Annotated in this window: 9 protein-coding genes; 3 read left to right on the top strand and 6 right to left on the bottom strand. The window is 52.8% G+C overall.

Going from position 1 to position 13995, the window contains the following annotated elements:
• Window positions 1-137 precede the first annotated feature (137 nt).
• Together HB393_RS00255 and HB393_RS00250 are read left to right on the top strand one after the other, a co-directional pair.
• Window positions 138-1298 carry a hypothetical protein gene (locus HB393_RS00255; RefSeq protein WP_213803141.1) on the top strand — a complete coding sequence of 387 codons (1161 nt, stop codon included), beginning with the start codon at window positions 138-140 and terminating at the stop codon, window positions 1296-1298.
• Window positions 1295-3091, top strand: a complete 1797-nt coding sequence (locus tag HB393_RS00250; RefSeq protein WP_213803140.1) for a multicopper oxidase domain-containing protein — start codon at window positions 1295-1297, stop codon at window positions 3089-3091. The genes HB393_RS00255 and HB393_RS00250 overlap by 4 nt, the downstream gene beginning before the upstream one ends.
• Before the next feature lie 22 nt (window positions 3092-3113).
• On the opposite strand, the gene HB393_RS00245 is transcribed toward HB393_RS00250, so the two are convergent.
• The 3 genes from HB393_RS00245 to HB393_RS00230 form a co-directional block, all read right to left on the bottom strand.
• Window positions 3114-3449: a transposase gene (locus HB393_RS00245; RefSeq protein ID WP_345944995.1), complete on the bottom strand. Its 336-nt coding sequence runs from the start codon at window positions 3447-3449 to the stop codon at window positions 3114-3116.
• 1725 nt (window positions 3450-5174) lie between these two features.
• Window positions 5175-5573, bottom strand: coding sequence for a hypothetical protein (locus HB393_RS00235; RefSeq protein ID WP_213803137.1), 399 nt, complete (start codon window positions 5571-5573; stop codon window positions 5175-5177).
• Entirely contained in the window at window positions 5570-5899 is a 330-nt protein-coding gene (locus HB393_RS00230) for a type II toxin-antitoxin system HigB family toxin (RefSeq protein ID WP_213803136.1), read from the bottom strand. The genes HB393_RS00235 and HB393_RS00230 overlap by 4 nt, the downstream gene beginning before the upstream one ends.
• A gap of 253 nt (window positions 5900-6152) precedes the next feature.
• Here HB393_RS00230 and HB393_RS00225 point away from each other — a divergent pair, with 253 nt between their 5' ends.
• Window positions 6153-7373: a hypothetical protein gene (locus HB393_RS00225; protein ID WP_213803135.1), complete on the top strand. Its 1221-nt coding sequence runs from the start codon at window positions 6153-6155 to the stop codon at window positions 7371-7373.
• Window positions 7374-7713: 340 nt separating this feature from the next.
• Here the strand turns inward: HB393_RS00225 and HB393_RS00220 are convergent, their stop codons facing one another.
• The 3 genes from HB393_RS00220 to HB393_RS00210 all read right to left on the bottom strand — a co-directional run bounded on the left by HB393_RS00220 (window position 7714) and on the right by HB393_RS00210 (window position 13889).
• Entirely contained in the window at window positions 7714-8310 is a 597-nt protein-coding gene (locus HB393_RS00220; RefSeq protein ID WP_213803134.1) for a hypothetical protein, read from the bottom strand.
• A gap of 30 nt (window positions 8311-8340) precedes the next feature.
• Complete coding sequence (locus HB393_RS00215) at window positions 8341-9798, bottom strand: hypothetical protein (protein WP_213803133.1); 1458 nt, start codon at window positions 9796-9798, stop codon at window positions 8341-8343.
• Window positions 9799-10052: 254 nt separating this feature from the next.
• Complete coding sequence (locus HB393_RS00210) at window positions 10053-13889, bottom strand: AAA family ATPase (protein WP_213803132.1); 3837 nt, start codon at window positions 13887-13889, stop codon at window positions 10053-10055.
• Window positions 13890-13995 lie beyond the last annotated feature (106 nt).

Below are 13995 nucleotides of genomic sequence, written 5' to 3'. Positions count from 1 at the left end.
AGAGTATTCCTGCTACGTGCGTCGACTGTCCGTGGCTGGATGTAAAAGTGAATTTCACTCCCAACTTTACAAATCCGAAATCTCCCAGCTGGCACGGACAAAATTGGGACGCATACCTTCAAACTATTCTTGACTACGTGAAACAGGATCAAGACCCCAACTTAGCCAATGAAGTCGGTTGGAAGGTGAAGGTGGGAGGCAAGACGCGCTGGTTCAACGTGCCATGGATGGCCTACGATCCGACGGCGGGCCGGGAGTATGTGCATGGAACCACAAATGAGCGCACCGCGACACTCAGTGATCTAGTCAACCATAATCCGCACGCTCTTACCTTCTTTGCCGGTGAGACTGAAGCCTGCAAGCGGACCTATCCTTGGGGGTTCGAGAGTTGGTCCGTTGGTTACTACAACGAGTATGGCGGCTATGCGCTCAGCCAGGCAATTCCCCCTACTGGGATACCGCGGATGGGAGAGTATCTGGGGAGCGCGATTCCCGCTGGCCTACCGTTCCCGACTGGAACAGTGGTGGTCAAAATCTTGACCTCGAGCGTACCTCCCGATTGTGTTCCGTTTCTGAAGAATTCACCGGCGTGGCAGATCGATCGTCACGCACTCACCGCGAAGAATGGCTACTCGTGCGAGCGCGAGGTGCAGACCTCCCACGTCGTTCAGGTAGACGTTGCAGTAGTGGATCCGCGCTCTCCCACACGCTGGGTCTACGGCACGTTTGCCTATGATGGAACGGTATCAGGCAACAACTTCTGGGAGCATCTTGTTCCGGTTGGACTACAGTGGGGCTCGGATCCATGGACGTTCCCGGCAGTCCCTGAATCGGCTAGCTTACCCTTACAGCAAAGCGCGATCAATACTGACATCAAGACCTTCCAGCATCTCGGCTGCAGGGACCGGCTTGCAGGACCAGTTGATAATCCTGCATCTTCCTGCACCTCGTGCCACGCGAGCGCCTACGCTGCACCTCACAACGCCATCAATACGATGGGGATCAATGTTCCCCCCAGTTTCGGTTTCTCCGGAATGTGCCAATCGTTTTCGCTGGAGAATTCAGCCTACTTTCAGAATCAGAATGCGCCGCAGGGTTTTCCCGGTGGAAACTTTCCGGATGCATTCACTATGGATACCTCACTCCAACTGGCTGTGGCCTTCACCCAATACGCAAACTTCCACATCAACCACGAGCCGAATGCGTGCTCCAATCCCAATCAGATCACTCCTGCGTCAAAGCCTAGCTTGAAGTCGACCAAGGCACATGGTCTGGTTGTGTCCAAGGAGTCGAAATGAGAGAAGTAACTCGTCGCAAATTCATGACTTTGGCTGCGACCGTAGGCGTCGCCGCAGCTAGTGGCGAAGCGGAGGGATTTTCTCCTGGCCCACCTCCCACGGAAATCCCGAGCACGTTCAATTCAGCAGTGGAAGTGGACGGGATGCTACCTGTGGCGGCGCCCGAGGATTTCGTGCCTGATCTTGTCCTCGATGCAGCCTTCATTACCAAAATCCTCGACGGGCACAAAGTGAGGTTGCGCGCCTACAACGGTGTTATCCCAGGTCCGATGATCGAAACAAGAGCCGGGCGTACGCTCAAGATCAGGGTAACGAATTCGTTGACTCCAGAGGCCAATCCCGGCTGGGCCGGAGATATGGATGTTCCGCATGAGATGGAGCATACGAACTTGCATCTGCATGGTCTGGATATCGCACCGCACATATTTGAGCCGCTGGGCACCTCCGATGTGGGTGCTCCCATGATCTCAATCGCACCTGGCCAATACAAGGACTATCCGTTCGTCATTCCATCAGACCAGTCACCCGGATTGAACTGGTATCACCCGCATTCGCATGGCTCGACAGCGATTCAGGGAGTATCAGGGATGGCAGGTGGGCTTATCGTCAAGGGTGCCATCGACGAGGTCCCCGAGATCAAAGCTGCGAAGGACTACCCATTGGTAGTGCAGGACATCGGCCTGTTCCCTACCGACAAATCCGGTGCGGACTACAGTGACAGCTATGAGCCGAAGCAGAACGCAATGTGGCAGACGTTTGGCGGGAACGTCACCATCTACAATCCACAAACGGGCAAAGCGGATCCCACCAACCTGAAGTGTGGCTTCACTACCGGAGACTACGCCTTACGCTACTACTTACTGAACGGCGAACCTTTCTTTAAGGAGACGCACAACGACGACAAGCCGACCAATCCTCACGCGAAACAGATGGAGCCCCAGGTCTTCAAGCTGCGGTCCGGCGAAGTCGTACGTTTCCGGCTGCTCAATGCATGCTCCGACCTGATGATGCCGGTACAGGTAGAGCAGCACGCGATGTATCTACTGGCAATGGATGGCAATAACTTTGACGCGCCGGAGGTTTTGGAATGGAATAACAACGTACCGCAGGTAACGCTCGGGCCGGCCAACCGAGCCGAATTTCTGATCAAAGGTGGCAAGCCAGGCAAATATCGGATCTTGCAATTGGAGCAGACCCAGCAGTTTCTCGTCGGAGTGCAGAAGACCATCGCTGTCATCGAAGTGAGTGGTACACCGGTCAATATGAAAATTCCCAGGGAGTTGCCGCCGATCCGGCGCGATGCGCCTATTGAAGATCACGAGATCAAAAAAACACGGTATTTTGTCTTCTCATCAGAGTTTCCGGGCGTTCGAAATCCCGTAGTCGGCATCGATTTCTACGTCAACAACCAGCTCTATGACGAGTTCGCAGTGCCGACAACGGTGTTCCTCAATCAATGCGAGGAGTGGCACATTATCGTTCCGAGCGGTGAGCATGGAGGAACGGAAGGTCATCCCTTTCACATTCATGTCAACGACTTTGAGGTTAAGTCAATCGCTGGAATCAAACAACGGCGCGATTTAATTCAGGACACCATCTGGGTGCAGCAGAACACAGCTTCAGTCATCCGCATGCGCTTCAAGGAATGGACTGGAAAGTCCGTCTTTCACTGCCACATCCTTCCGCACGAAGACACCGGAATGATGCAGAACTTCCTGATCCTTCCAGATGTGCCAGCAATGGATATGAGCGAGAAATCGATGAAATCCTTGAAACTAGAACGGCAACGATGATGCATAGAATAGCAAAAAGCAATTAGAGCTGATTATCTATTGGTATAGCGGGTGGTGTGGAAGTCTGATCCATGCCGGCGCGTCCTGGCCGGATGGTAGGGAGCAGTTCAGCGATGGCTTGGTCGAGTGCTGTGGCTTTTCTTGCTTTGACGGCCCGGAGTTGTTGTTTGAGTTTGGCCCAGGCGTTCTCGATAGGGTTGAGGTAGGGAGTAGGGCGCTGGATGAGCAAGGATGCTCCAACGGCTTCGATACGCTCGCGGCCCCCCGTCGATCTGTGCGAACTGAGGTTGTCCATGATGACGGCCTGACCGGATTGGAGCTGCGGGCAGAGCATGTGGTCGAGGTAGGCGAGAAAGATTTCGACGCTGGTGGGCTCTCCGCCTCTGATTCTTTCGTTTTAGGTCAGGTCTATTGACATCTATATCGCCCCCGAGAAATGAGATGCGACTCGTCTTCATTAATCGCTCCGGATCGCGACCATTGGATCGAGTCTGGATGCTTGACTGGCAGGAACAAAACAAGCCAGAAGAGCAATGACAAAAAGCACACTGCAGACAAGCGCCACAGGCAGCCCTTCCCACGGCACGTCACCCAGTCGACAAGTGTATCGGCTGTGCACTCTGGCGGATGCGGTTCCACAAACAGGGCAAACTACATCGGCCCGACAACCTTGGACCTCCATCTGAATAGCTCCGTCCTTCGGACGAAGACGGATGAGTTTTACTTCGGAATGGTTCGGTAGCAGCGTCCCTTGGACCATCAGCAGCCTCCAGCTACCCCTTCTTACCCGTGCACAGACGCGCTGGAAAGAATCACCAAATGTACGGATGAACCCAAATAATTAGCAAAACGACAGGCAAACGGCCGCGAAGGAAGCTCCTCATGCCCATGAAAATCAATATCAATCCTCTCGTGCATCAGATTCTCGTTCATGCCGACGATGATCTTCTGCCGAGCCAAGATACCGTTCGCTGATCTGGCTGGACGAGTTGGCCGAACAGGAACTTGACCCTCTTGAGATCGCTTTACATTCACATTCTGGCACAATTTCGCACAACCCCGGCGCAGAGGTTCGCCGCCAATGCAAGCTAAAGAAGATAAGACAAGGGACGCCGATTGGGGACTCCAATTAGCTACAGAATGAGCGCGTTCAGCAAGAATAAGAAGGTCTTATACGGTTGGAGCACCTGCAAAAACTGCTGTTGATAAAAGATTTAGCCCATGTCCTGAAATTCGGGACCAGGAGGTCGGAGGTTCGAATACTCTCGCCCCAACCATTTAAATCAATTACTTATAGAACCTTCGCCATCAGGGGACACCAATTGGGAATCCAATTGCATGGGAGATACTGCATCGATGGTGCGTGTGACCGCCTCCCCGCTTTCCTCCCACCAGCTGCGCCCGTAGACATTCTGGGTGACGTCAATATTGGCGTGTCCCATATTGTCGTGTGACTTCGGGCCTCGCTCCGGTCCGCAACATCAGACTGGAATGTATGGTCCGGAAGCTCCGGAAATGGATGTCTTTGGGCAGGCCGAGCTTCTTTGCGGTCGGCTTAATCTGCCAATTTAAAAGGTTACGCCGATCGATCGGCTTGCCAGCACGATTGGCAAACACCAGATCCTCCGGCCCGAGAAATTGAGCGGTTTTACGGCATCGTTCGAGGGCCTGGACGAGCACACCCCTTTGGTCAAAAGGGACCTCACGATTCCCTGCCTCGGTCTTCACATCGTCGAAAGTGCCATCGTAGACACGCTCGACAATTGCCAGCCGATCCTCTAGGACACTCTTCCACCGGAGACCCAGTACTTCACCCACCCTGAGAGACGCGAAGATGATTAGAGTCACAATCGACTTCGTGACTTCCTGGCTCTACCCTTCACAGGGTAGACGGATGTCACCTTCGGCTCGCATTCAAATTTTGGGCGACCAACCCAAAGCCCTCCCCTTTGGGTACACCGCTAAGAGATTCCGACTCTATATGGTTAGGCCCAAACCTTGAGCCGTTCAGGGAACAAGCTGGGGAACAATAACCATTCAGAAATCGCTTCCGGCACCGTCGCGAGATCTGCATCTGCAGGCTCTACTTCCCAATGAAGACATCTGCCGGCAGCTTAAACCTGGTGCTTAGTTTGCGAACCTGAGCCAACGTGAGCTTCCTCTGCCCGGCCAGAAACATCGAGACGGCGCTTTCCGAGCCGATTTGCGGAATCAGATCACGTTGCGTGAGATGTTGCTGTTCGATGAGGAAGCGCACAACCTCAGTTGGGTCAGCCACGGGAATGGGGTAGCGCTCCCGTTCGTATCGTTCCACCAACAGGGTCAGCAATTCGATGGCTTCCGCTTCGGACGAAGAAGGGTTATCTATAGCTGTCAGCTGAAAGAGGGCATCGGTGTAAGCTTCCAATTCTGCATCATTGTGAATGACACGCGGAGCACCGTGGGCGATCATCTCCGCCGGGTTAGCAAGGACTGTGCTCATTTGCTTCCAAACCTCCGATCCCAGTTGTTCCGATTGTCGTATTCCTTGTGGGTCAGAAACGACCGGATGTACACATGCCCGTCCGTTTGCTTCTCGTCACTGGTCTTGGCGTAATGGATGACGGTGATGAGCCGATAGCGATTTCGCCGGATGTTGAAGACTACATACCCATCCACGTAATCGGCATCCTTGAACATCTCACGCACTTCCGCGAAACTGTGCCAGCGAACAGCTTCAACGATGGCCGACCAAGCCTCAATCTCACTCGCTGCATCCTTGTACTGCTGCATGGCCTGGTTCAGATGCTTGCGGGTAACGATATACACTCACCTCACAATACTTCACAATTTGTGAAGCTGTCAAGCGCGCGAAAGGAATCTGTGCGTTGCATGGTAGAGGTCCGGGGCAATTTGACCATTGTCTTTGTACAGCAAGGGTTTAAAACACATAAAGCGGCTAATTTTCCTATGGAAGATATATCGTCCAGTCGCAGCTACCGAGATGCCGACTGTCGGTACTAATCCACGTCACTCCACGGGAGATAATGAAAAACGCCACGCCGCACAGAGGACATCGATAGTGACTGAGAACGACATCAGAACCCGGGCATACTTTCATTTCGAGAATTGTACTGGGGGAACATGGCAGAACCCGGACGCAAACTGGTATCAGGCAGAAGCAGAAGAAAAAGCCTGGGCGACGGCAAGAGCCTCGGACATTAGTGGCGAACTCTTCACATATCGACCCTTGTCGCAAATGATTCCAATGCTCGTCATACCGTCGATCAACGAAAAGGTGGCAAATGGGGTCATCAGTGCCACAACTTTGCCCATAGAACTCCAACGACTGCAGATTCTTTGGCCGCCTTCTGCGCCTCCCGTGGTTCAGGTCAATGACGAGGTTCAAATCACCGTTGAAGGCATTGCACGCAGGCCTGTAAAGGCTGGCGATCCTGTGTACACCACAGACATCGTGCCCGGAAGCGAGCGCCTAGTTCCCCCGACGATCAATGGAGCGCCTGTCGCATACCTGCTGTTCTTTTCAAGCTTCATGGATCTAAGAGTCTATTTCGATTTCAGCCCCAATGGGCCCGATTGGACTCCCGAAATCCAGAGGAAGCCACCGTATGACCTTCAGGAATTTGCCGCTCGAACTAACTTCATTCAGGCCAACCCGCCGAAGACGTTGCTCACAAGGCTCAAGCAACTCGGCTGGCCACCGTCACCGACATATTATCCGTCGTTGGTTCAGACTATGGCTCAGCCGGGCGGTGACACTCCCGAAATGGTCGCTTCAACGATCATTGCTATTCACGGAGTTCAATACTGGACGAAGCGAATCGCTCTTTGGAGCGAACTAAAGATTTTTTCGACGCGCACTCCATACATCCGCAAAGCCATCGAAGAATATTTGGAGGGTGACTATATCTCCGCTATCTACGTGGCAGTTCCTCAGTTCGAAGGCATCATCAATGACTATGTACGCTCCTCTGGAGGCTCTGTCGCAAGCAAGTTCCGAGATAACTTAAGCGAGTTCGAGCGGTTGATTGAGTCTAGGGGAGTGCTTCTATTTCCACGCTTCGCGCTGAACCTCGTCGTGGACTTTATCGACAGCGGGAGCTTCTGGAATAACACGAGTACGATTGCCGACCCGAGGCAAGAGATCAATCGTCATGGGATTGCGCATGGCGTTTTCACCGATTTTGAGGCCCAGGAACTTGCGCTGAAGTTCCTAATTCTGCTTGATTGCGTTGCAGTCATCCTCCTTCAGGACCAAATGATTCGCGGAGTTCTGAACTAGTAACGCCGTTGGCTCGAAGTCGAATTTCGTCTTAAAGAGCTTGCTTAGACCTGTTCCGTCCGCGTTGGTAACCACCGTTATGCAAAAGCCTAGATCATCATCTCTACCATTGGATTTCCGTCGCGAACGAGCGTGCGGAGCGATACGGGCTGCATCCTTGAAGCGAGACCCCAACTGGGTGCGCTAAGAAGCCGAATTGTAGATTCTACCCACGAGTTTTCGAACACCTTTCCTCTTGAGAGGCTAATCGATTTGGAGGGCGCATCAGCCGACAGCAGGCCGGACAGATAAGGTGGTCATTCAGCGCACCGCAGTCAAACAGTTCTGTGGTCTTTTATCTTTATTCGTCAATGTCCCTGAATATGCTGGAAAGGCCAGCCGGAGGAGGAGTTGATTGTGATGTTGGAGCCGAAGTCGATGAAGGGGGCTCAAATCGTTCATGCATCTTGGTGATTTCTTCGCGAATCTGCGATGACACCTTGGCTATGGTAGCCGAATAGTCCTTTTGCTCGCTCAATGCCCTGGAAAACAGCTTTATTGACGATTCAAATTTATCGAAGTGTTCGTCTGGTGGGTAATCAGAGTCCCACTCTCCGCTCAGTTTTGTGACCAGAGAACTCAAGTTTGGCATTAACTCCTCCTCGATTGCCCTAAGGAGTGATTGATGCTCATTCTTTGTCAGGACCGCACCCAATTCGTCGTCTTCAAGAAAGCTCGCGTCCGCTTCTTGGAGCGCGGCCGATCTAACCGCTTGAACGAAGTTCGCCCTTAGAGGTTCAGGGAGAAGACCCTGAACATGAAGAGTTGCAAGAAACGACGCGTCACTATCGTCTTTGATCGGGCTAATAAAGCTGTTCATGCCCTTGAGGACGTCGGGGCGTAATATAAGCATCCTCTTTGTAAACGCAGAGTTAGAACGCCGTGTGAGAAATCCCACTAGCTGGTGGGACTCCATGTGGTTGATTCGCTACTCTAATAAAAAGTGCAGTGAATCCGGAACAACTACTGGAGCCCCGTATATTTCCACGCCGGCACAAACTACCTCGGTAATAAGTGAGGCAGGTTTGGCGCCCCGGAGATAGACTTCGACTAGCTCCGGGCTACCGGCCACGTGCTGGGCGAATGCATCTCCAATAGTAGGGTGTTTGTAGCGCCACACCATACCGGCTTCGTCTCGGACAAGAAGTAACAAACTTCCATTGAGTGCCTCGATTTGCACCCGAACCGAACCCGAGGTCACGCCGAAGGCTTCTGCGGCCGACTCCAGCTCTTCCATTGATACGGGTGATCTAACATTTCCACCATTCATGAAGATCAAAGCAATCGCCGCACGACAATCGGCCGCTAAATTATTGATTGTTTGGAAAAGAAACTCTTGGGGATCTTTAAAGAAACTCGTTAGTGTAGACCTTCCAGGAAATATCCCGCCAGCGAAAAATTTACTTCCGAGCCGACGGGCTGTTTCTGGCAAGAACTCCTTAAGTTCAGCAAGTTCGGGAAGAAGGATCTTCACCTCCTTGCGGAAGGCAAGAGGCTGATCCCCAAGCTTCAGATGGTTATACAGAATCTGTGCTTTCTCCTGGAGATTAAGCTCTTGCACATTAATCACCACCTGACTCTTACCTAGTATCGGCAAGGCTTGCAATTTCAGATCTCTTTGAGCTGCGTTCCAAATGTAATCTCTTGAAGTAATGAGAAAGCGAGTTCCCTTGCGCATAGCACCTTGCATTAGGGGAAAGGTTTTATTCCAAGCTTCTGCTGTTTGATTCTGATATTGGGTATTGCCCCACGCGTCATCAATCCAAAAGAATTGCTTTATTGACGGGTTAAGGTGACGTTGGATGTCTTCAGGTGAAGTGGCGCGGATTGTCTGGCACTGCCAGATGTCTGCGGCTCCGATAGCTAGGCTAGCGCCAATCGTCGATTTTCCGGCCGCGGGAGAACCAAGTAGTAGAAGAACAAGGTTGTGTTCGCTGATTGCTCTAACACTCCGGCGGTGTGCATCAGTGACCACTAACCGTTGCAGGTCATCGCCCATGGAGCTCAAGATAAGCTGAGTCTGCTCATAGGCGCGTGCATCGAGTAAATCACTTAAATCACCCAATCCGTAGAGCCGAGGCGCCATCATCCTCAAACGTGGAGAAGACTTAATTTGCCGCACTATATAGTCGTATCCAAAGACACGACACCGACCGACACCAACCTTCTCAAAAGCAGCTTTGATGAGGATCTCGCTGGCACCTGTCACGGGATGATTGGTAAGAATTATGTAGTCGGACGCGAGGCCTCTGGCCGCCAGAAGCGCTGCTTTGGCCAGCTCTTCATCTAACTTAGAAAGAGTTAGATTTTCCTGAGCTTTCGAAGTGAACTTGCATTGGATGGTGGATTCACCAGCAGCGGGATCCTCGCCTTCCCAGCGTCCCAAGAAGGCTCCATCTCTGCCTGCGTCGTTGCCTGGTAGAAAGTTTTGAACCGGTCTCCTGAGACACTCCTCCGCGACTGATACACAAAGATCCTGAAACGCTTTCCATCCCAGAAGATGAAGAGGATAAGGGGGATTTGCGTTCAGGAGAATACCACTCGAATCTTGCAGGTCAGACATGCGAGCACCGGTTTAATGGAATCATGTAATCGATCGCTCCCCACAATGTGGCCATGGTTGTAGACGCAACTCGGGAGTCAGTTTGGCAGCTCAAAGAGCACTCCAGCCACAGGCCACACATGCGTCAGGCAGTTTCCTGCGTTACCCGGCATTCCCAAGATGACCGGTGCAAAGTCGCCCCCACTGTCCATGCTCTCAAGAACGATACGATCGGTTCCAACCCGAAGCCGTTTGAAATAGCGGTTATCGTCTGTATCCGAGGCGATGACCGGCTTGCCATCGAGCCGCTTCAATGCATCCTCTCCCATGAGCTGCTTTTCGATGATGATGTACTGTCCGTTGAGGGCATGCGGTTCTGCACTTTGTCCAACGACTTCAACGAGACCTAACGCTTCGGAGATGACGCCACTCAATACAGCCTCGCCCGCGCATTCGCAGACCTCTTCGTCAGATCTTTCGGGCGCGGCCCATCCAGCATCTTCATATAGAACGCCGACGATCTTGAAGAACGTCAGCGTTGCCTTCTGCGCGATGACCGGAGGAGCGATTTTACGTGGATTGATGGCCTGCGCTGTTAGCACAGCGATGTCCGCGTGATTGTCAGCCACTTCAAAGCGCCTCGCCAACACGCGGTTCTCACTGAGGGCCACCACAAGCGATTTGACGGAGGGCTCGCCTGCCTCCTTCACAAGCAGCATGTCTCCCGGTCGCGCGACCGGCTCCAGTGTCGAAACACGAAGCCGGTAGGCAGAGTGTTGCGCCAGCGTGATCTTCTTCGAGGCACCCGGAGCATAAACATCCATATCGATGCAGCCGTCGGCGATTCTACCATCTGAAAGCGCAGCGGCTTTTCCCAATATCTTCAAAGGGATTTGCGCGACCTTCGCTTTATGTCCTTCTGGAAGAGTGATGCTGGAAGATGGCGCTCGCAACGCCGTTAGACCGCTATGCATGATGAAGTAGTTCCGGGCTAGACGAATGCAAGCATCTAGGAGCGGGTGAAGCTTCTTTCTCCAATACTCCTCGACAGCTATTGCTTCGGGCATGCCCAGATGCGACCAAGAGGCATGATGGGCCGATTCGATGTACTTGATTTCCGTTACATTCTTCCCAAGGAGCTTCGCAAGATTTCCAAATTCGGACCGCTCCCAGGGAGGGATCTTCGTATTGTGAAGATGTTCAATTTTGTTTCTGGAGTCGCCGATGACGAATGTAGCGACCTTGCCATCTTCACCGCGAAGCATTAACTTCAAAACGCCCTCAAGATAAATTCTGACAGCGCTGAGATATTCGCGGCCAGCTTCCGGTGTCTTCTGCTTTATGGTGTAATCCCATTTGCGCTGTAGAGAAGCACCTTCGAAGATCCCCATGAAGCCGAGCTCCGCGCCGGCGGCGGCGCTCATGGCTTGGCGACCAGAAATTCCACCAATTTTAATCAGTTCGAGGAACATCTGGTCGTGAGTCGCAAGGATGAGTTGCGCCCGAGAAGAGCCGTCCTGTAATGATGCGACATGGAGTGCCCATCGATGGCGATGTTCGAAATCAAACGTCGCCTGCGGATCATCGAAAACTAAAACGGGAAGAACATCGACTGAAAATTGTTCAACCGCTTCCTCCCTAAGAGCGAAAATGAACGACCAAAGCACCGCCCGTAGCCAGGACGTATTCGCGACCAAAGTTGCGTCGATACGAATCTCGCCACCAAATCCACCATAGACGATAACTCCTTCCTTCTTCTGGAGCTGCGCGTCCTGAAACTTGAGTTGTTCGGAGACATGGATTTGCTTGAGAAGCTTCTCTATTCGTCCAGACAAGCCATCGATTGCTTCGCGGGCGATCGATTGGACCAGTGAGTTGAGTGCTTTCAGAGGTTCAAGGAGGCCCGCTATTGCGATGCGTCGTTCGAGTTCCTTATCAATCAGGACGATCATTTTCCCCGTGGTCCACGCACTGCGAATCGAGGCTGCGGCCGTGCTGTAGGGTTTTGCTTCCGAGAGAGCCGAGGAGAGGCGCGTCAAATGTGCGGATAGAGCTTCACCCTCCTCCTCATTATCGCCTTTTCCCCCTGTGTCAACGGCATGGATGGCACTGATCGCGCTCGTGGTGTTCTCCCACCAGGTCGTCCACATATCTTCCTCAGTCTGGAACCAGCGGACAAGCGCTATCGCCCGCTCCATTGCGGATAAGCGTTGGTTGAGCAGATCTAAGGCTGGATTGCCGCTCATAGATGAGGCATTCAATTCACTCGTCGGAGCCCTTTCGAGCGCGGCCTCAACAATCACGGAGAACTTGATGAGAATTCTTGAATAGCGCTCTTTTAGAACAAAGGCCTGCTCAATCTCACCGGCAAGAGCCTTTCTCGGTTCCCATGAGATGAGATCGGCTGCTATATGTTTTTGTGTTGATGGGATCGAGGAGTTCAAGTCAGCGATGATCGCATTTACGTTGTCATCGAACCGACGTGCGGCAGCACTTCCAGCGGAACGCAGTGCCTCCAACTCATTGGAGAGTAACTTGCTTTCAGCAAGATCGTGTTCGCACAGAGGGCAACTCATAATCGCACCGCCATGATGCTCAGCGTGCCATTGCGCAGCGACAGCCTTCAACTGGAATTTCGTGTCATTCCCGCTTTTCGCGAAGAGCTCCAAGCATTCATCTGCTGAGGAGCGAGCTCTTCCAATTGCGGCTTCCATTGCTTCCACGACCTCTACCGTCAGGTCTTTCTTGAGCGCTTCCAGCAACTTCCAGGAGACGAGAGAAGATAAACCCTCATGGACTTCAGCTTCGGCTGCAGCAATCGCAGCAACGACTTTGTTCTGACCTGCCGCCGTCTCGATCGCCAGCCCTGGCCCGAGATCACTCTCGATGACCGCCGTTAGCTCCTTAGCTTTGTCAGCCACGAGCTTTCCGAACTTCGCCAGTTCGCTTGCGTTGTCAGAAGTTTCGACCGGAAGGAAGCTTGCAACAGCCACATTGACGCTCAATAAAGCCGTGCGTGCCGTCGTTATGTATCCCTCGAATTCTTTCTTCGCGTCCGACAGTTCCTTCTTCTTATAGGCCAAGTATTCACGGCTTTTGTGACACAATCCCTCAACAAGCGACCCGATCGCCGCAAGATCGTCCATCCCGGTGAGCATCTGCACAGCGTCCGTCATACGGCTTGATCCGCCACCCAAGCGCATGACAGCCAAACGCGCTGGCATCAGAAGGCCGGTTTCAATGAAGACGGAAGGAACGTCAAAAACAGGATCGACCGAATGGGTGATCGCACCGTTTTCGAGCACACGTTCGACCGTTGCCATGTTTCCCGCGTCATCCACAAATTCGAGATGTACCCTCACGCGCGGCAATGACTTGAGCTCGGCTACAGTTGAGGGATAACATGCGAGAGGTGGCCATTTGCCTATCAGGCTTTTGTCGTCAGCCTGAAATACGGGCTGTGCATCGTTGTTCGCGCCATCAACTTGATCACGGGGCCGCTCACCCGTAAGAGCCCATAGGATTGCTCCGGTCAAGGAAGATTTGCCGCTTCCGTTTGGACCCTCGATAAGCAAGCTTTCCCCGTCGAAATCAAAGCGAAAGGTCGGTCCCTTCCAGGTGTTGACGCCACCGAACCCGTCGGTCTCAATAGCCTTCAACTTCCAGATCGTTACACCGCCCGCTGAGGTCGGCAGCGAGGAGGACCCTATTGCAGGGTCTGCGCCGTTCTCGTACGCATCTGCCAGCCCCGCGATGAAACCATCAGGAAGACTCGTCGGATTCCGAACAGAACTCGTGAGGATAAATTGAAAGAGGCTTCGCGCCTTCGGCGAGCCAAGGAGCAGTTGTACGGTCTTCTTTCCACCATCGTTCCAAGAAACCGGCGACCCGGTCGATAGCTTGCGTTCAATGTCCGACTTCGTCAGGCGTGCCATGTAGTCTCCGAGGTGATAGGCAAGAATGGGCAAGGAAGGCGATAATTAGCTCATCTTCTTTTTCAGCATGCTTCTGAAAACGCTCATTATACAGAGCTTAGCCTCT

Origin of the sequence: Granulicella sp. dw_53 (genome assembly GCF_018449545.1) — a bacterium.
Taxonomy (GTDB): Bacteria; Acidobacteriota; Terriglobia; order Terriglobales; family Acidobacteriaceae; genus Edaphobacter.
Note: the sequence above shows the minus strand (reverse complement) of the source record. Positions and strands in the feature narration are given on the sequence as shown.

Coding starts and splice junctions, on each gene's coding strand:
- HB393_RS00235 (WP_213803137.1), bottom strand. CDS start 5,573: ATGAGCACAGTCCTTGCTAACCCGGCGGAGATGATCGCCCACGGTGCT.
- HB393_RS00210 (WP_213803132.1), bottom strand. CDS start 13,889: ATGGCACGCCTGACGAAGTCGGACATTGAACGCAAGCTATCGACCGGG.
- HB393_RS00250 (WP_213803140.1), top strand. CDS start 1,295: ATGAGAGAAGTAACTCGTCGCAAATTCATGACTTTGGCTGCGACCGTA.